19 protein-coding genes and 1 tRNA gene are annotated in these 19,053 nt (G+C 44.3%); 5 read left to right on the top strand and 15 right to left on the bottom strand.

What is annotated here, in order from left to right; all coding sequences use genetic code 11:
* Positions 1-493: 493 nt before the first annotated feature.
* The 5 genes from ribD to QUF61_RS12940 all read right to left on the bottom strand — a co-directional run bounded on the left by ribD (position 494) and on the right by QUF61_RS12940 (position 3,903).
* Complete coding sequence (ribD, locus tag QUF61_RS12955) at positions 494-1,606, bottom strand: bifunctional diaminohydroxyphosphoribosylaminopyrimidine deaminase/5-amino-6-(5-phosphoribosylamino)uracil reductase RibD (RefSeq protein WP_103922266.1); 1,113 nt, start codon at positions 1,604-1,606, stop codon at positions 494-496.
* The gene (locus QUF61_RS12950; protein WP_286019581.1) at positions 1,603-2,118 is read right to left on the bottom strand and encodes a DUF6398 domain-containing protein; all 516 of its coding nucleotides are present in this window, start codon (positions 2,116-2,118) and stop codon (positions 1,603-1,605) included. The genes ribD and QUF61_RS12950 overlap by 4 nt, the downstream gene beginning before the upstream one ends.
* A gap of 14 nt (positions 2,119-2,132) precedes the next feature.
* Positions 2,133-3,389 carry a serine hydroxymethyltransferase gene (glyA, locus tag QUF61_RS12945; protein ID WP_289682039.1) on the bottom strand — a complete coding sequence of 419 codons (1,257 nt, stop codon included), beginning with the start codon at positions 3,387-3,389 and terminating at the stop codon, positions 2,133-2,135.
* 165 nt (positions 3,390-3,554) lie between these two features.
* A complete protein-coding gene (locus QUF61_RS18235) occupies positions 3,555-3,644 on the bottom strand; it encodes a type II toxin-antitoxin system PemK/MazF family toxin (RefSeq protein WP_407080059.1) in 90 nt (29 codons plus the stop codon).
* Between the two features lie 4 nt (positions 3,645-3,648).
* Positions 3,649-3,903, bottom strand: coding sequence for an AbrB/MazE/SpoVT family DNA-binding domain-containing protein (locus tag QUF61_RS12940; RefSeq protein WP_177428674.1), 255 nt, complete (start codon positions 3,901-3,903; stop codon positions 3,649-3,651).
* An 81-nt stretch (positions 3,904-3,984) separates the two neighbouring features.
* On the opposite strand from QUF61_RS12940, the gene QUF61_RS12935 reads away from it, so the two are divergent.
* The 4 genes from QUF61_RS12935 (at position 3,985) to QUF61_RS12920 (ending at position 8,386) form a co-directional block, all read left to right on the top strand.
* Complete coding sequence (locus tag QUF61_RS12935; RefSeq protein ID WP_289682037.1) at positions 3,985-4,983, top strand: hypothetical protein; 999 nt, start codon at positions 3,985-3,987, stop codon at positions 4,981-4,983.
* A gap of 321 nt (positions 4,984-5,304) precedes the next feature.
* The gene (locus QUF61_RS12930; RefSeq protein ID WP_289682036.1) at positions 5,305-6,435 is read left to right on the top strand and encodes an alkene reductase; all 1,131 of its coding nucleotides are present in this window, start codon (positions 5,305-5,307) and stop codon (positions 6,433-6,435) included.
* A gap of 282 nt (positions 6,436-6,717) precedes the next feature.
* Positions 6,718-7,023 (top strand): ArsR/SmtB family transcription factor, encoded by a 306-nt coding sequence (locus tag QUF61_RS12925; RefSeq protein ID WP_286019578.1) that lies wholly within the window; start codon positions 6,718-6,720, stop codon positions 7,021-7,023.
* Between the two features lie 289 nt (positions 7,024-7,312).
* Positions 7,313-8,386 (top strand): hypothetical protein, encoded by a 1,074-nt coding sequence (locus QUF61_RS12920; RefSeq protein WP_146066898.1) that lies wholly within the window; start codon positions 7,313-7,315, stop codon positions 8,384-8,386.
* A gap of 509 nt (positions 8,387-8,895) precedes the next feature.
* On the opposite strand, the gene groL is transcribed toward QUF61_RS12920, so the two are convergent.
* The 6 genes from groL to QUF61_RS12890 all read right to left on the bottom strand — a co-directional run bounded on the left by groL (position 8,896) and on the right by QUF61_RS12890 (position 13,335).
* Positions 8,896-10,554, bottom strand: a complete 1,659-nt coding sequence (gene groL / locus QUF61_RS12915) for a chaperonin GroEL (protein WP_103922260.1) — start codon at positions 10,552-10,554, stop codon at positions 8,896-8,898.
* 63 nt (positions 10,555-10,617) lie between these two features.
* Positions 10,618-10,908, bottom strand: coding sequence for a co-chaperone GroES (groES, locus tag QUF61_RS12910; RefSeq protein ID WP_103922259.1), 291 nt, complete (start codon positions 10,906-10,908; stop codon positions 10,618-10,620).
* A gap of 301 nt (positions 10,909-11,209) precedes the next feature.
* Positions 11,210-11,294, bottom strand: a tRNA-Leu gene (locus QUF61_RS12905).
* 10 nt (positions 11,295-11,304) lie between these two features.
* Positions 11,305-11,769 (bottom strand): preprotein translocase subunit SecG, encoded by a 465-nt coding sequence (gene secG, locus QUF61_RS12900; protein WP_103922258.1) that lies wholly within the window; start codon positions 11,767-11,769, stop codon positions 11,305-11,307.
* Between the two features lie 68 nt (positions 11,770-11,837).
* Complete coding sequence (tpiA, locus tag QUF61_RS12895) at positions 11,838-12,590, bottom strand: triose-phosphate isomerase (protein WP_103922257.1); 753 nt, start codon at positions 12,588-12,590, stop codon at positions 11,838-11,840.
* A 325-nt stretch (positions 12,591-12,915) separates the two neighbouring features.
* On the bottom strand, positions 12,916-13,335 hold the full coding sequence (locus QUF61_RS12890) for a rubrerythrin family protein (protein WP_103922256.1): 420 nt from the start codon (positions 13,333-13,335) through the stop codon (positions 12,916-12,918).
* Between the two features lie 271 nt (positions 13,336-13,606).
* On the opposite strand from QUF61_RS12890, the gene QUF61_RS12885 reads away from it, so the two are divergent.
* Positions 13,607-14,323 (top strand): DUF4178 domain-containing protein, encoded by a 717-nt coding sequence (locus QUF61_RS12885; protein WP_103922255.1) that lies wholly within the window; start codon positions 13,607-13,609, stop codon positions 14,321-14,323.
* A gap of 76 nt (positions 14,324-14,399) precedes the next feature.
* Here the strand turns inward: QUF61_RS12885 and QUF61_RS12880 are convergent, their stop codons facing one another.
* From QUF61_RS12880 to QUF61_RS12865, 4 genes are all read right to left on the bottom strand, one after another.
* The gene (locus QUF61_RS12880) at positions 14,400-15,596 is read right to left on the bottom strand and encodes a protoporphyrinogen/coproporphyrinogen oxidase (protein ID WP_103922254.1); all 1,197 of its coding nucleotides are present in this window, start codon (positions 15,594-15,596) and stop codon (positions 14,400-14,402) included.
* A gap of 486 nt (positions 15,597-16,082) precedes the next feature.
* On the bottom strand, positions 16,083-17,078 hold the full coding sequence (locus QUF61_RS12875; protein ID WP_289682034.1) for a hypothetical protein: 996 nt from the start codon (positions 17,076-17,078) through the stop codon (positions 16,083-16,085).
* Between the two features lie 50 nt (positions 17,079-17,128).
* A complete protein-coding gene (locus QUF61_RS12870) occupies positions 17,129-18,238 on the bottom strand; it encodes an MlaD family protein (RefSeq protein WP_289682033.1) in 1,110 nt (369 codons plus the stop codon).
* A gap of 111 nt (positions 18,239-18,349) precedes the next feature.
* Positions 18,350-18,982, bottom strand: coding sequence for an MBL fold metallo-hydrolase (locus tag QUF61_RS12865; protein WP_103922251.1), 633 nt, complete (start codon positions 18,980-18,982; stop codon positions 18,350-18,352).
* Between the last annotated feature and the right edge of the window lie 71 nt (positions 18,983-19,053).

Here is a 19,053-nt window from a genome sequence, read left to right as displayed (position 1 = left end):
AAAAAATAAGTGTTATGTCTCTGTACAGGACATTAAAAAACCGCCTGAGGGCGGTTTTTTAAGTTTTAACAGCCTAAGCGGCCAATGCGTCTGAAACCATACACCATAAACACCTTTTGAAATCAAGCACTTTCAAGGCGTTTCCGCGCACCCCCTTAAAATTGCACAGATAATACAAAAAATTTTAAAAAAGTAGCTCAAAAACCGTTGTAAGTCATTGATTTTATAAGTACCGCCGACCTGTCTTAATAAATAACATGAGTTTTTATTGATAAGTCATTGAACGATATTATTATTTTGAGTTTAACCCTATAACCACTTTAATGGAATGGTCTTTAGCGCGGATTTATGCTGTTTTTGCACTATTTTGGTGCCATTAACTTAAGGCGCGAGAATTTTATAACTTCAGAAACCGGGCTGGTTTTTTTCTCCATTTTCTGCGTTGTGAAAATGAATGAAAATCCTGTGCCCAGTTCCTGCACTTATTTCATCCTCACTCCTCAGGGAAAGTCACCGTCACCCGCCAGTCCTGCCCCACGGCGCGCATATCTGCAATTTTCAGTGGAATACGCTCCGCCATCAATTCCAGCCCCGGCAGGTGGAACAAGCCGCGCGCGCTGTCGCCCATCAGCACCGGGGCCACATATAACACCAGTTCATCAATCAGTTTGGCGCGCAGCATGGCACCGGCAAGGTTAGCGCCGCATTCCAGATGGAGTTCATTGATTTCCTGATCTCCCAGTAATTGACATAAGGCCGCCAGATCAATGCCGCCTTCTTTTGCCGGTAAATACAAGACTTCAGCACCCGCTGCTTTTAAGTCGGCCTGGGATTCGGGATCATCGCTGGCAGTGACCACCAGGGTTTGTCCCGGCAGGCCCAGCAATTTGGCATCGGCAGGCAGGCTGAGGTGATGATCGACCACAATGCGTAGCGGCTGGCGCAGGTTTTCCGGTATGGAAAAATGCTCCGGCAGTTCTCCGGGGCGCACGTTCATGGAAGGGTTGTCGGTTAATACCGTACCTACGCCGGTCATGATGGCGCTGCTGCGCGCGCGCAGGCTTTGTGCGTCACGCCGTGCAGCTTCGCCGGTAATCCAGTAGCTTTCACCGGATTTCATCGCGGTGCGCCCGTCCAGACTCATGGCAAGTTTACAGCGCACATAGGGGCGGCCTTTGCACATGCGGGAAATAAAGCCGGGGTTGAGTTTTTCGGCATCAGCTTGTAATACGCCGGTTTTGACTTCAATACCGGCGGCTTGCAGTTGTTTGATACCGTTGCCAATGACTTGCGGATTGGGGTCTTGCATCGCTGTGACCACCCGCGCAACACCGGCTTTAATCAGCGCATCAGTGCAGGGTGGTGTTCTGCCATGAATACAACAAGGTTCCAGGGTGACATACGCCGTTGCACCGCGCGCGGCATCGCCTGCATCGTTTAAGGCATTGACTTCGGCATGGCCTTCGCCTGCGCGTTGATGCCAGCCCTGTCCCACGATTTGCTCGTCTTTAACCAGTACGCAGCCAACGCGCGGGTTGGGATCAGTCGTCCATAAACCTTGTTCTGCAAGGCGCAAAGCCTGCGCCATATAATATTCGTCATTCATTCTTTATCATCCGGGATGTAAGGAATTAAGCCTTTTTCAAAAGCGACTTCCTGTATTTCTCTGGGCAGATGACGCGCATCTACAATCAAACCATCGACTTGAATCATCCAGACCATTGGATTGTCATCCATGCGGCTGGGCAATGTCCAATTGCCATCAAACTGGCTCATTTTAAGCGCGTCACGTATTTGTTTTGACTTCGCCTGCCCGGTGCTTTCAGCAAGACCAAAGGCTTGATACATGGCTTTGGCTGTGATTGTTGGTTGCTGACTTTTATCAAAAACAAAATTAGTCATACCAATCGCATGTGCCGCGCCACAAGCCCATGAATTTGCGCGCCCTTTCACAAGCGGGGAAGGGCGCTTTCTTGCCATTGCCGCAACGGCGTAACGAATCATTTTTGCATATTCATCATTCAAGTGCCGTTGGCAGAAATCATCTGTGAGCGCAGTAATTTCAGCATATTTTGCTGCCATATTTTTAGGCACATTTTCTGACTTTTTAGCTGCCATGATTCATTTATCCTTTATGCTGAATAAACTGGAAATTGTTTACACAGGGCTTCAACTTTCCCGGCGATTTCCTGTTGCAAAGCTTCATTACCCAGGTCATCAATAATGTCACAAATCCAGTTTGCGAGTTGCTGACATTCCGCCGATTTAAAGCCGCGCGTGGTGATTGCGGGGGTGCCGATGCGAATGCCGCTGGTGACAAACGGGGATTGCGGGTCATTGGGTACGGTATTTTTATTAACCGTGATATTGGCCTTGCCCAGCGCCGCGTCAACTTCTTTGCCGGTGAGTTTTTTGTCGATTAAATCGACCAGGAATAAGTGGTTGTCGGTGCCATTGGAGACGATATTATAACCGCGCTCCTGTAGGGTTTTAGCCATGATTTGCGCGTTTTCTATCACCTGCTGCTGGTAGGTTTTGAACTCAGGTTCCATTGCTTCCTTAAAAGCAACGGCTTTGGCGGCAATGACGTGCATTAAGGGGCCGCCCTGAGTACCGGGGAATACCAGAGAATTGAGTTTTTTCTCGATTTCGGGGTTGGCTTTTGCCAGGATAATGCCGCCGCGTGGGCCGCGCAGGGTTTTATGGGTGGTACTGGTGGTGACATCGGCAATCTGTACCGGGCTGGGGTACAAGCCTGTGGCGATTAAACCGGCGACATGAGCCATATCCACCATTAAATACGCGCCCACCTTGTCGGCAATTTCGCGCATTTTTTCCCAATCAACAACACGGGAATAGGCGCTGAAGCCACCCACCACCATTTTTGGTTTGTGTTCCAGGGTCAGTTCTTCAATCTGTCCATAATCCACAGTGCCAGTGTCAGGATTTAAGCCATATTGTATGGCATTAAATATTTTACCGGAAAAATTCACTTTAGAGCCGTGGGTTAAGTGTCCACCGTGCGCCAGACTCATGCCTAAGATGGTGTCTCCCGGCTGCAATAAGGCGAGGTAAGCGGCGGCATTGGCCTGCGAGCCAGAATGTGGCTGCACGTTGGCGTAATCTGCGCCAAACAACGCTTTAACCCGGTCAATGGCGAGTTGCTCGGCAATATCCACATACTCACAGCCGCCATAATAACGTTTTGCTGGATAACCCTCTGCATATTTATTGGTTAACACGCTGCCCTGCGCTTCCATCACGCGGGGGCTGGCGTAATTTTCCGAAGCGATCAATTCAACATGCGTTTCCTGACGCACTTTTTCTGAATCGATTGCTTTTGCGATTTCTGGGTCAAATTCTGCAATGGTCATAGACTGGGAAAACATGATATACCTGCCTGTATAGCCTGGATAAAAATAAAACCGGTTATTATATACCAATCCCAGCAGCAACTGTAAAAATTACCGTGTTCAATTCAAGTTGTTTTCTCGCTCCCACGCGCCTTGTGTGGGAGCAAGCCGCCACGGGTTACCACGCAGGGCGCGTGGGAATCAGGAAATAACGCAAGGTCTTGTTTTATTAACTTCCCTGCCTTGTGTTGGATTAAGTTGCACCAGCCAAACCTCAAAGCGTGATAGCATTTTTTTACCATTCAAGCGTTTCATCCTTTATCAATGAAGCATCTAACCATTCGCTGTCTATCGTTTCTGAATCAGAAGATGCCAATATTGTAGCGATTGATTCCTGCCAGCCTTCTCTCGGCTTGTGTTTAAGTGAAATGAGAATACCCTCTGAGACGACCTTGATAGACAATTCAGCCCCTGCAAAATGTGCCTCTTCAATTAATGGTTTTGGTATTCGTATTCCTTGAGAATTACCAATCTGTATGAGATGTGCCATTTTTCTGCTCCAAATAAAATCTATAAAGTAATTACAATGTAATTACTTTATTTTTTCTCATTCCCAAAAAGGAAATATCACATGTGGTTTAAAGTACTTACAGGTTTCCAAGAAGAGTCCCCGACGCAGGTTCGTAAAAACTTATCTGTTACTGGAGAAATATTGAAATCTCATATAAATGATAAGGAATATAGCTGCGGGTTATTAGAAACACCATCTTTGGCAGAGTTACGAGAGCGCGTTGCACACAACGAAGACCAAACTAAAAAAATATCTGTTCGTGAAGTAGTGGCTGATGTTCAGCAACTGCATATTGAAAGCGTAAATGCCGGTTCATTGTTTCAAGTCGCTTCCCAATTTAACCTGCTGGAAATGGTTTCCCCCAATGTTACACCAGAACAGGGGGTCAGTGATTATGAGTATGATCGAACACAGGGGCCTGCTTGCGCCATAGCAGCGGGGGCGGGTACTATTTATCGAAACTATTTCGCAAAAGTTCACGGTGAAATAGGTCAAACCACGGATAATCAAATAGATTGCCTTGCTAATATGGGCGAGGCATTAGGCAATTCAGATAATCGTCTTTGGCAAATGAGAAATGGTTATGCTTTAGCATCTGAGGCAGGGCTAATCAAAATCAACCATAAAATCAAATCAGCAAGTGAAGCTGAAATTGATGAGCTGAGAAAGTTGTTGCGTATTGGAATTCAGTGGAATACAGAGGTAACATTACATGATGCCAAACACAGCGTTACCCAAACTTATTGTTCGGCACTTCCCGTTGCCTATTCACAACAATCACCTATGCTGTGGGCAGAGTTTGCCAGGATTGTTTTAGAGGCTTCATACGAAGCAACTATCTGTGCAGGTATCTTGAATTCCCAAAAAACTGGCAACAATAAAGTCTATCTCACACTACTTGGAGGGGGTGCATTTGGCAATGAAAGTACATGGATAGTAAACGCAATTGAGCGCTCTTTAAAGCTTTATAGGAATGCTGGTCTTGATGTCGTCATTGTGAGTTATGGGCATTCAAATCCTCATATCCAAGCATTAATCCATCAAGTAAATAATTTCTAAACATCTAACGAATACCCCCTCTTGAAGGGGTGTTATCCATGAAGCTATAGTTATTTCTGGCTCCCACGCGCCTTGCGTGGGAAGCAGAAAGATTGATGTTATTACATATCTGGATATTGACAAACCTAGATATGGCGATTAATATATTCTGAAAACTTAGCCTTTAGAATATTTAGTAGATAACTGTAAAAACGTATAGCGATTTTCAATCAAATGCGCATCCTGACACTTCTTTTGACACAGTTGTTGGCTGAAAATTAACGCTTAGTTTTGGCTCTTCATATTGATATTTTGCAATTTCCACATACAGGCATATTACAGATGAATGCAAGCTCATTATTTAAACCCGTAAAACTCGGCCCCTACACCCTTAACAATCGCATAGTCTTGCCACCTTTGACCCGTTGCAGAAGTAGCCAGCCAGGCAATATTCCCACTGATTTGATGGCAGAGTATTATGCCCAAAGGGTTAATGCCGGACTCTTGATTACAGAGGCCACTCAGATTGAGCCACGAGGTCAGGGTTATGCGTGGACCCCCGGTATTTATAGTTCTGAACAAGTGGAAGGCTGGAAGAAGGTTACTAAAGCGGTGCATGATGAGGGTGGAACCATATTTTTGCAGCTCTGGCATGTTGGTCGCGTATCACACACCTCATTTCAACCCAATGGAGAGCCTCCTGTCGCTCCATCAGCTACGCGCGCTGATGCCGTCAAGGTTTTTATTGAAACCGCACCAGGAGAGGGCGAACTGGCGGAACCGAGCGAACCCCGCGCATTAACAACAGAAGAGGTCAAGGAAATTGTTCAACTTTACGCCCAAGCTGCAAAAAATGCTATTGAGGCTGGATTTGATGGTGTGGAAATCCATAGTGCTAACGGCTATCTTGTCAATCAGTTCCTTTCAGATAAAACCAATTTCAGAACGGATGAGTATGGCGGCTCATTGGAAAACCGTTTGCGCTTCCTTAAAGAAGTCACTGAGGCAGTCGTGCAAGTCGTTGGTAAGGATAAAGTTGGCGTACGTTTCGCGCCTCTATTTGAAACCACAGATGAGGATCGTATCTACCTGGGTCTTGTGGAGGAGAATCCCCACCAAACTTACATCAAAGCCGTAGCACTGTTGGAACAGATTGGGATAGCATACCTCTCTATTGCTGAGGCTGACTGGGACAATGCCCCTGACTTGCCAGAGTTGTTCTGTCAGGAGGTTCGCAAAAGTTTCAGTGGGCTAATCATGTATGCAGGCAAATACACCGCAGAAAAATCATGCCGTATGCTGGAAGCGGGTTTAGGTGATATCTTTGGCTTTGGTCGTCCCTTTATTGCTAATGCTGATCTGCCGGAACGGATAAAAAATAACTGGCCTCTAAACCCTCTTGATCCCAATACGATGTTTGGCGGAACAGAAGTTGGATATACGGACTATCCACTGTATTCCCCTTCAGTATAGAGCCAGTCAGGCTAAGGAGGGCTAGTACATCAGCAAGCTTATTTTGACGGGTTTCAGACCTGACAGGTCTTTGGTATGGAGACCGACAATAGAATGTTGCTGATGTACTAATATCTGTAAGCTGGAGAGCACAATATTCACTTATCATTTCTATGTTTTAATGGATATTATTGGGCTACTCTCCCTTCTGGAATATTAAATTTTGTCAAAGGGTTCGGTTTTACAGAAATACCTAAATATCGTAATATGCAAGTTTCATATCTAAACAAAGGACTGATTTCATTGGATATTCTTGAAGTATTTAAAGCGCTGTCAAATCCAGTACGATTAACAATCGTCCAAAAACTGAAAGAGCCAAAGAAGCATTTTCCCGTTGCAGATCAGCTTGTTGATGCTGATCAAGAAGGTGTGTGTGTCAGCATCATTCAGGAAACATCGGGGCTATCTCAGTCTACAGTGTCATCTTACCTAGCCACCTTACACCGTGCAGGTATTATTCAATCCAGGCGTATTGGCCCCTGGACCTACTATAAAAGAAATGAAGAGAATATACAGATATTTATGAAACAACTTGCTGAACAAATTTAGCACCTCTTTTTCTCGCTCCCACGCGCCTGCGTCACGAATCAACTCGCGGCACAGGTACGCCGCCACGGGTTACCATACAGGGTACGTGAGAATTAGAAAAAGTTACAATACAGAACAACAACCAGCACAATAAAATAACATTTTTACAAAATTAAAAATATTATACTGGAATAGTCTTAATACCATCATATGGTATTAATTTCACATTACACCCTGCTGAGCTGTTTTTAATATTGAAAATTTTACACATTGCACGAGCAGGTTAAATTCAATATACAAGGACTTTATTATGAAGAGATATGTATTACTTAGCTTTCTGTTATCCGCCCTGCTTAACCATTCCGTTTTAGCAGTGACAATTTCAGGTTTACCTAATGTTGGTAAATTAACCATTGATGCGCGCATGTTGGGTACGCTTGATGCCGGACAATCAACCGGTGATTTTGACTTACAATGGCAAGAAACCAAGCGTGTTGTTACCAATAGTGGTGATTCAGTTATTGCTGGTTATTTTTATGCCAGCCAGGACAATGTAAGTTGGGGCAACGAAGGCAACCCTGAAATCTATACAAAAATCTGGTTTGCACAATCTGGCACAGTGAATTTAAATTTTTTCCATGTTGGCTTGTTTGAAGTGCGCATGAGTAGTCAATTTGAAGGACGCTCACCTAGTATTATTGGCGGTCGTTCTGATGACTCAAGTCGTATTAGCGTAGATAAAGCAGACTGGCGTTATGTTCGTCATGACTATTGCTGGGGCGAAGGCTGTAATAATGTGTCCGCACCGCCAGCAAATACCAGTAACTGCGAAGGACTAAGTGGAAGCAACTACAATCGTTGCCAGCCAGAACGCATGTATGGCAGTTGGGAGTTAAAATTTAAGATACTGAGTGAATTCACCAGACAATATACATTCACTGGGGAAGCCATAGAGAATGATAGCGACCCAGGCACTTATATTATAATGGGTACTGACCAATCTGGTAATACAGCAGCAGTTTCCTATAACCCTGATGTTCAATTATTTTTAATACTTGATTTTAACAGCCTTAATAACATCGACAATGTTTATACATTTTCAATAAACGATGATAATAACTCGTTATCAGGATGTCGTTTCAGCTCTGTTGAGAGCATTAGAACCGGTAGTTGCTATAGCATGACCGGAACCAAGCTAAGCAATATGCTTTCGTTATCGATGATGAAGTCGGGAGAAATTAAGCAGAAAAATATAGATCGGAAGATTGCTGAGCAGGAATATTTTGCCAAAAGACTTACCCATGAGCCACAGCCAGATGATTTAGGGCAAATCGAGTTCGCTGAGAGTGTGATTAACGAGCTATTAATTAAGCTTAATCAATAACCTGGTCGAATAGGCCGAGGGAGCTTCCCCCCTCAGCCTTTCACAGAACCGAACATGAAACTCTCTTTTCATTCAGTTCTTCATGCCCCTTGCAAAGTAGCAAGTTTGCGTAAACTTAAACCTCCTCCCATTTCTGGTTGAGATTAAGTCTATTTTTTCCCACTCCCACGAGCCTTGTGTTAAACCAATACGCGGCGCAGGTACGCCGCCACGGGTTACCACGCAGGGCGTGTGGAAACCAAAAAAAACCTGCAAATCCAATCAGGATTTGCAGGTTTTTTTTGGTGCAACATCAGTGCTTCAAGAAATCCGCTAGGCGACATTCCCAAAGCAAACACAATGGCATCTGGTACACACACACTATCAAACACTTAAGTTGAGACGGAAGCGGCTTTTTGCGCCATAAGCGCAAAATGAAGCTTACGTCGAACTCAGGTTAAACAGCATGAGACAGAAGCGGTTTTCAGCACTGTTAATGCTGAAAGAAGCTTCTATCGAATCCAGATTAATTACATCATGCCACCCATGCCACCCATGCCGCCCATGCCACCCATAGGATCAGCGCCACCCATTGCTGCTGGTGCATCGTCCTTAGGTACTTCTGCAACCATAGCTTCAGTGGTGATCATCAGGCCCGCAACAGAACCGGCATTTTGCAGTGCGGTACGTGTCACTTTGGTGGGGTCTAAGATACCCATTTCGATCATGTCGCCATAGGCTTCAGAAGCGGCGTTATAACCGTAGTTATTTTCACCTTCAGAAACCTTGTTCAGTACCACGGAAGCTTCGCCACCGGCATTGGCAACGATTTGGCGTAAAGGCTCTTCCATTGCGCGGCGTGCCAGTGTAATACCGGTATCCTGATCGCTGTTTTCACCTTTAAGTTCACCCAGAGAAGAGAGTGCGCGAACCAAAGCAACACCACCACCCGGTACCACGCCTTCTTCAACGGCGGCGCGGGTTGCGTGCAGCGCGTCTTCTACGCGCGCTTTTTTCTCTTTCATTTCAACTTCAGTGGCTGCGCCTACTTTGATCACGGCAACACCGCCAGCGAGTTTGGCAACACGCTCTTGCAGTTTTTCTTTGTCGTAGTCTGAAGAGGTGGTTTCAATTTGTGCGCGAACTTGATCAACACGTTCTTTGATTTCTTCGCTACGGCCTGCGCCATCAACAATTGTGGTGTTGTCTTTGCTGATGCTGATTTTTTTCGCAGTACCCAGGTCTTCCATGCCGGCTTTTTCCAGGGTCAGGCCAACTTCTTCAGAAATTACGGTACCACCGGTGAGAATAGCAATATCCTGTAACATGGCTTTACGACGGTCGCCAAAGCCTGGAGCTTTAACCGCTGCAACTTTAACGATGCCGCGAATGGTGTTAACCACTAAAGTCGCCAGGGCTTCGCCTTCAACGTCTTCGGCAATGATCAGTAAAGAATTGCCTTGTTTGGCAACGCCTTCCAGGATTGGCAGCAGGTCACGGATGTTAGAGATTTTTTTGTCATGCAGCAAAATCATTGGATTTTCGAGTTCTGCGGTCATGGTCTGCTGGTTATTGACAAAATAAGGTGACAGGTAACCACGGTCAAACTGCATGCCTTCAACTACATCCAGTTCGTTTTCCAGGGAATTACCTTCTTCAACGGTAATCACGCCTTCTTTGCCCACTTTGCCCATCGCGGTGGCAATGATTTCGCCCACAGCAGTATCGGCGTTGGCAGAAACAGTGCCGACTTGAGCAATAGCTTTGTCGTCGGTGCAAGGGGTGGATTGATTGCGCAGCGCGTCAACGGCTGCGTGAACGGCTTTATCGATGCCGCGTTTCAGATCCATAGGGTTCATGCCCGCAGCAACGGCTTTCATGCCTTCAGTCAGGATAGACTGTGCTAATACGGTAGCGGTGGTGGTGCCGTCACCTGCGGTGTCAGAAGTCTGGGAAGCCACTTCCTTGACCATCTGTGCGCCCATGTTTTCAAATTTGCCTTCCAGCTCAATTTCTTTGGCAACGGAAACGCCATCTTTAGTGATGGTTGGGGCACCAAAAGATTTATCCAGCACCACGTTACGGCCTTTAGGGCCGAGGGTTACTTTAACGGCATTAGCCAGGGTATTTACCCCGGAAATCATACGTTGACGCGCGTCATCACCAAAGCGAACTTCTTTTGCACTCATGTTGTAAAACCTCTATTGCGTAATTCTTGGTTAAAATTTAATGTTGGATGCAGGTGGGAGCGATTAAGCTTCAACCACTGCCATGATGTCGTCTTCACGCATCACCAGAAGTTCTTCGTCGTCAACTTTTACTTCGTTGCCGGAATATTTGCCAAACAATACGGTATCACCGACTTTGACATCCAGACCACGCTGTTGCCCATTATCCAGAACCTTGCCATTACCCACGGCAATCACTTCACCGCGAGAAGGTTTTTCAGTGGCGCTATCTGGCATGATGATACCACCGGCGCTGGTACGTTCTTCTTCCATGCGGCGAATAACCACGCGATCATGTAATGGACGAATATTCATATGTTCAATGTCTCCTTAGAAAACAAATATAAACTTAATAACAATATGTAGGAGAGAAAGATTGTTAGCACTCTCTCCGAGTGGTTGCTAATAATAAGGGTGAAATATTTGATGTCAACCATTTTGGGTGAAAATTTTCTGTATTCTCTGTATTCAATGATTAATGTTACGCAGTTGCTATTTTTTGCATCACATTTGCGTAACAGCGGTTAATCATGAGGTGACAAATGTAATAAAAAACCCGCATAACTTAGCGTTATGCGGGTTTTAGGTACTTGTGAAACACTATGGTTTCATGATTTGGTGCCGATGGCCGGACTCGAACCGGCACAGCTTTCGCTACCACCCCCTCAAGATGGCGTGTCTACCAATTTCACCACATCGGCATGTTCTGTATTACTGAGTATCAGGTGCTGCTCCTGTTTCTGTTGCTACAGGCTTCGCGTCTACAGGCGCAGGCTGTTGAGTTGCAGGCGCAACGGGTATCTCAGCGGATGCTGCTTCTTCTTTTGCTGGTACTACAGGTATTGTGGGAACTTCATTACCCGCTTCCGGCAGTACTGGTATTTCAGTCGGTAAAGACAAAGGTGCAGGTTCTGTCACTTCCTGTATCACACTTTCTGGCTCAGCAACTTGCGAACTGAGATAAGCTAAGACCAGATTGGTAACAAAAAAGATAACTGCTAATATTGCCGTGGAGCGAGTCAGAAAGCTGCCAGATCCTTGACTCCCAAATACGGTGGAAGAAGCGCCGCTACCAAAAGCTGCACCAGCGTCTGCGCCCTTGCCATGTTGAATCAAAATCAGACCAACAAGGCCTAAAGCAATAAATATGTGCAGTACATGAAAAAATTCAGTCATAATATTATTTTGTTCTCTTGTTTCCACGCCTTAGCATGGAAATGCTGATTACGTATCGTAATACGTTCTTATGCAGCCGTGCAAATACCCAGGAAATCTTCTGCTTTCAGTGCTGCGCCACCAATTAAACCACCATCAATATCTGGTTTTGCCAGTAAGTCCGCAGCATTGCCCGGTTTCATGCTGCCACCATAAAGAATCTGTACCTTATCGGCAACTTCCTGACTTTGCTTGGCAATTTTTGCACGAATAAAAGCATGAACTTCTTGCGCTTGTTCCGGTGATGCGGTTTTGCCGGTACCAATTGCCCAGACAGGTTCATAAGCAATGACGCCATCTGCCAATGCCTCTACGCCATTACGGGCTAAGACGGCATCCAATTGTTTTGCAACAACAGCTTCTGTTTGACCCGCTTCGCGCTCTTCCAGTAATTCACCAACGCACAAAATGGGTTTGAGTCCACCTGCGCGAACCACTGCATATTTATCGGCAACGATTTCGTCGCTCTCACCATATAAACTGCGGCGCTCAGAGTGACCAATAATCACATAATGACAGGCAAAGTCTTTGAGCATGTCTAACGCAATTTCTCCAGTAAATGCCCCGGAAGCTTCGCTAGAAACATTTTGACCACCCCAGGCAATTTTGCTGCCTTCCAATGCACTGGCAACCTGTTGTAAGTAGACAAAAGGCGGGCATACGGCAACACTGACATTACCCTGTACCTTATCCATTCCGGCTTTGATACCGTCAAGTAAGGAGGCAATGCTGGCGGTTGAACCATTCATTTTCCAGTTACCGGCAACTAAAATCTGGCGCATGAAACAACTCCTGGAGAAGCTTTAGATACTAAAAAAGCCGTAAATCATACCTGTTGCTCAAATGAAAATCAATATTTTCAGCATAAAAAAATCCAGGCTGGAATCTTAAACAGATTTCAGCCTGGATTTTTTATTACACTTGAGGAACAAAAATGAAATAAAAACCGAAACTAACGCAGAAAATGAACCATAAAGCGTTCTCAAGTTTCGGGCGTTATAACATTCCCGCCCCCTGGTACATCAGCAACATTCTATTGTCGGGTTTCATACCAAAAACCTGTCAGGTCTGCACTTCCGTCAAAATAAGCTTGGCAATGTGCTAGTCTCAGGCTTCCAGGTTATCCAGAGCTTTCTGGAAACGGTTTGCGTGGGAGCGTTCTGCTTTAGCCAGGGTTTCAAACCAGTCTGCGATTTCGTCAAAACCTTCTTCACGCGCATCTTTAGCCATACCCGGATACATGTCGGTATATTCGTGGGTTTCACCGGCAATGGCTGCTTTCAGGTTGTTGCTGGTGCTACCGATAGGCAGTCCAGTTGCTGGATCACCGGTTTCTTCCAGGTATTCCAGATGACCATGTGCATGACCGGTTTCACCTTCTGCGGTAGAACGGAAAACAGCGGAAACATCATTATAGCCTTCAACATCGGCTTTGGCTGCAAAATACAGGTAACGACGGTTTGCCTGAGATTCACCGGCAAAAGCATCTTTCAGGTGTTGTTCGGTTTTGCTATTTTTTAAATCCATTGTGTACTCCCAAGTGTTGTAACTTATGAAATCTGTCTAATAAAAAATTTAGAATCAATCTAAATTGAATAATAAGTTACCGTTTTACTCAAATAATGTCAAATACCTTGATTCCAGGGGGATTGCATGAGTGGCTCTACTTTTTTTAACATTTTTTTACTCACAAAATACCGATAGCCTGAACCTTTTGTAAACTTTGCTTGCGTGCAGGTGCTGCATCAGGATCTTGTTGCACTGTTTTAATCGGGCAACTGCGTTTACAATAGTGTTCATGGAAAATCAATTCCCAACATACAATTGTCCCTCTTGCGGCGGCCCTTTAGCCTTGCATTTTCGTTATACCAAATTGATGACCTGTCCGCATTGCGGCAGTGGTTTGTTTTTGGATGACAAGGTGGTGCAACTGCGCGGCATACAATCTGTGATGGCAGATTATCCCTCTTTGCTGCAACTCTATCAAAATTTTACCTATCGTGACTGGAAATTTACCCCGGTTGGTCATGTACGTTTTGAATATGCACATGGTTATTGGGATGAGTGGTGGGTTATTAGCAGTAACAGCGGAGAAGAGGGCAAATGGGTGAGCGTGGATGAAGGTGATATTGCCATTGAAGTGCCCGTATCCATCCATAGTTTATCGCTGCCTGCGCAGTTACTGAGCGCCCCACTGGACTTTAGTTTAGATTCAGCGCAACCCAAGCAGTCCACTGAGACGATAAAAATTGCACAAGCTGAAAGCCTGCAACAACTTTCGGTTGGCGATGAGATCAGCTTAAATAATCGTACCTTGTTGGTGACAGAGCGTGGCACAGCCAACTGTATTGGTTTACAGGGGGAATTACCGGAATTATTTAATCTTGGCGATCACTATGATTACCTGCATCTTCAGGGGGAAAAAGGTTATTTCATGACCCTGGAAATTGAGAAAAAAACATTATACGCCTATGAGGGACGCTGGGTTGACTCGTTTGAAGTAAAAGCCTTATGAAATTTTATTCCGGGTCTTAGGAACGAGGATTATAAAATCCTCGTTCCTAAGACCTGGAAGGTTTTCACAATTCAGCTTAATTATCCAAAAATGTTTGTAAACGCTGGTATTCCATCATAGAACGACTGACGCAATCCTCAATTGATAAGCCGTAAAAATAATTTCCCGTTAATGCCAGTGGCAAGGAGTCTAAGTTTTTTTGTAAATGCGCAAGGTTTTGATGATGTCCGGCACCGAGGCTGGGCAGGCTACTATATCGGGTTTTTTGTTGCAGAATCTGCTCTGGTGTGATGTTCAGCACTTTGCACACGGTATTTATTCGGGTTTTTTCATCAATTTGTGGCTTAAAGTGGAAAGTAAAACCACGATAACGTTCATTGGGCAGGGGGTCGCGGGAAACCACGGAATAAAATGCTGCATCGGTGGCAATAATACCGCCTACAGGTTTCAGTGACACGGCTGATGCGTCAACCAGCACTCCCAGACTTTGAATATTGGCGGAGGGAATATGTTGCAAGGATTCGCATAACTGTGGAAATGCTGTTTTTAATAAAGACACAGTAGTTGCCACAGGCGTTGCCAGCGTCAAGGTACGACTATAATATTTTTTATTTTGCTGATCAGTAAGCTCAAACAGACCTTCTTGATAAGTAATCGCTTTAATTTCAGTTCCAGTCAGGCATTCAAAATTATTTTGTCCAATAATCGCTTCGGCAATACTTTGTAAACCTTGCGTTAAAATCATGCTGCGGGGCTGTGTCTTATCGCGTGGTTTCTTACGAAATAGTAAATCTGCGGGAAATGCATCGGCTGGTTGGGAAATAACCGCGTTAAACGCATGACGAAATACATGCTCGTAATTGTAATCACCCACCACCTTGCGGTAATACTGCGCAACGCTCAGACCATTTTTACGAGTAATAAATAATTTGGGTATATTTAACAATAAGCGCGGAAAGCTCAGTTGTGAAGGAATCGACGACAGCATATTTTGTTGCCACAACTGGAAGCTGAGTCCAGTTTTTTTCTGCACTTGCTCCAGTTGTTCCACATCTTTCAAAATCCCCAGCAAGTGACGATAGGAGTTAAAAAGACTATGTCCACCCAGTTCCAGCCAGAAATCTGTTTTTTCAAAATGTGTGGTATGCAGCAAGCCGCCAACCTCCGGCGTTGCTTCCAGTACTGCACTGCGCCAGTTTGAACGCAACGCATAATGTGCCATGCTCAAACCACTGATGCCCCCGCCTACGATAAGCATATCATATGTTTTCATAAGTCTCCTGTTATCAATAACGGGTGTTACTATGCAACGCGTTTATTTTTGGCTTGGCATCGGGATTATCCAGGACTAATCAAAAATCAGCGTGAAGCAAAAAACAGTTTTTTTATACTTTAAAGCATAAAAAAGAAGTTTTTGCGTAACTCCTTTAAATAATTAAAATATTGAGTATTGTAGCATTACCACTATAAATGCCAGTATCCACGTATTGTTATTTTTTTATCCGCTGCCGCATAAGATAGACCAAAAAGGCATAAATACCTGAAAATTTATAATTTTTATCCGTATATTTTTCAATTACATAAAACATAAAATAATAGCTTCTGGCAGATGACCATATCACCAGTATAAGTAGAAAAAATATTTTCAGGCTTGGGTATGTGTTTAATATCAAAAAAGAAGACAGCAGTAATATCAGAAAAAACAGAAAACCTTTCAGATAAATAAGTTTTGTGGATTGCAAATCACTAATAAGGTATTTCATGGGGTGTGAATTTTTGTTTTTTTAGCTTCACGCAGGTGCAACCAGACATCATCACTTTTTTCCTGCAATAATGCCTGCCATTTTTCTAACTCCTTTACCGCCTGTTTTTGCTTCAGTATTTTTTTAACCTGGATCCACAATGCCAAATTCTGCGTTGTACCTTTGGCATCCTGCATATGCAAGCGTATGGTAATGGCGCGTTCTAAACGATTATCTGCTTCTGACCAGTTTTGCTGTTGCATCAGTAATTTGGCCCATTCAGTTAATGTCGCCGCAAGACCGGGACGATACAGCGCGCGGCGATAATGAAGCAGTGCTTTGTTTAATGCTTGATGCGCTGATTGCACGTCATGTTGTTGCAGAGCAAGTTGCGCTTTAAACCGTTCCAGACGTCCGCGAAAAGCCGCAAGAGTCCCGTGTTGTGGGCGCGGCCTCGCATTTAAACACAGCAATAAAGCAAATTCAAAACGCCTCAGTTGTGTTGCAGCTTGTTGAGGCGTATACATAAAAGCCAATAAGGTACGATTACTCATGGCGCTCAGATGTAGATTAGAAGGACAATGCTGCTGACCTTCAATTTCCAGCAACAAGGTTTCCAATAACGCCAAAGCTTTATCATAGTTTTGTTGACGTATTGCCAGCGTTGCTTGTAATAAATTTAAACGTGGTAACAAATCACTTAAGCGTTCACGTTGAATCAAATCCGCTACAACATCCAGATGCTTTTGTGCAGCTTTCAAGCTATGCAGGGCTAAGGCAGTTTCTGCTAAATTTAAATGTGCGGGTACCATGCCTTTAACATAATCCAGCGCACTATAATCAGCTAAAGCATGTTGAAAATGGGTGCTGGCGGTAACATAATCATTTTCTGCGAAAGCCCAGGTACCGGTACTCATTTGCTCTTCAGCTTTAAGCAAAGCAAATGGTGGGGTTTCAGGTGGCGCAGAAATACAAGCCGTTAAGAGCAATGATAATAATAAAATGTATGACAATCTTCTATTCACTGAGGCCCTGTATTTTATCGAAATCGAATTCAGATTATTTACTCATTAATGGGTAGTGGTATGGTTAATAAATCACGTTTCGGTACCTCCAGTGTACTGGAAACCGGCCAGATACGCTGTATCCCCATCAACAAGCGATCCGTATCTTCAATCAGCAGTTTTAACTGTGTCATGAGTTGTGGAAACTGTTGTAATTCGCCGCTTAAACTGGCAAGCAGGGTATTGAGTTGCACCACCAGTTTGTGTACTTCATTGGCGGTAATCGGGAGTGTGGCAGAGGCTTTGCGTACATCGCGGGTAATGGCTGAAGAATCCCGCAATAGTGGTTGTAAAGCTTGCAACATCTGATTCACTGTTTCCACAACGCGGTTTACCTGAATAATCGCAGCTTCCAGATTATTTGCCAACGCTTCATCAAATAATAATTTACCCAATGAGCCTTTACCAGCACTGATACGGTGAATAATCGCAACCAGATCCTTTCCCGATGTATCAAGCATGGCTTCCAATTTAATTAGTTCAACTTGAAGCAAATGTTGACTGATGAGTCTGAGGTTTTTGGCAGTAACACTGATATCTTCAGTAATACCAGTCACTTGTTGAGGATCTATGGCACGAATCAACTGTGCTACATCAACAATTGTGGTACGGATGGTTTCAACTATGGGTTGCGTTTCATTGATAATATCTTCCAGCGTTTTTTGCTCTTTGGCTTGTAAATAAGCCCCCTGTTTCAGCAAAGCTAAGGTTTTATCACCAGGACTGATCTCTATTACGGCTTTACCCAGTAAAGAAAGCGTACCCAAGGCAGCTTTTGAGTCTGTGCGGAGCAATTCCAGAAAGCGTTTACGCACGGAAAGCGTCAGACGAATACGATTGTCTTCAGATAATTCAATGACAGTTACCCTGCCAACCTCAATGCCGGAGATTCGCACCGGGGTTTCAGTGGAAACACCACCAGCGTTTTGCAACAGGATATATAAATCAATATGTTCTTCAAACAGGTATTGAGTTTCACTGTTGACCACAAATAAAAATATCAGTACCAATGGTGCAAAAAAGACAAAAACACCCACAATCCGCTCCTGAAAAGAATAGCGGACATGGTGTATATAATGCTGTTCACCCAGAGATGTTTTAGTTTCCATTTTTATCTGGTTTATGACTACTTTTATTTAGCTAAGCACATACCTAAGTCATTATTTATCAATGGCTTAAAAAACTGGTTTTTTTAAAAAACTGAGTTCCCGGACAGCCTTCTAGCGCAAAAATGGGTTGCTATGCCGTTCCTCACCAAAGCTCGACATAGGGCCATGACCGGGAATAAAACGTACTTCATCACCCAAAGGTAATAACTGCTCGCGGATACATTTTAATAAGCTTGCAGTGTCACTTTGCGGAAAATCCGTGCGTCCGATAGACCCCTTAAACAGAACATCACCCACCCAGGCTAATTTTGAATCTGCATGATAAAAAATGATATGTCCCGGCGTATGTCCAGGGCAATGCCGTACCTCCAGCAAGAGTTCACCGACTGTTACCTGATCGTGTTGCTTCAGCCAACGCTGCGGAATAAAACTTTCAACTTTAGGAAAACCGAATACCTGGCATTGTTCAGCCAGACTGTCTAACCAGAAACGATCAGCCTGATGGGGGCCTTCTATGGGTATTGACCAGCGTCGGGCTAGTTCTGCAACCGCCCCAACATGATCGATATGAGCATGCGTTAATAAAATTTTTTCCGGGATGAGTTTACGGCTTTCGAGTTCGCTACATAATAAGTCAGGTTCCCCTCCCGGATCAATTAAAGCCGCCTTTTGGCTTTGATCACACCATAATAAGGTAGAATTCTGTTGAAAATCTGTAACGGGAATGATTTTATATTGTAACATAGCGATAATATATCTAGAATGAGTGTAAATGAATATGTAATCGTAACAAAATAAACAAACTTTTATTTGTT

This window comes from Candidatus Venteria ishoeyi, from assembly GCF_030378065.1.
GTDB lineage: Bacteria > Pseudomonadota > Gammaproteobacteria > Beggiatoales > Beggiatoaceae > Venteria > Venteria ishoeyi.
This window is presented reverse-complemented; position numbering and strand designations above follow the sequence as displayed.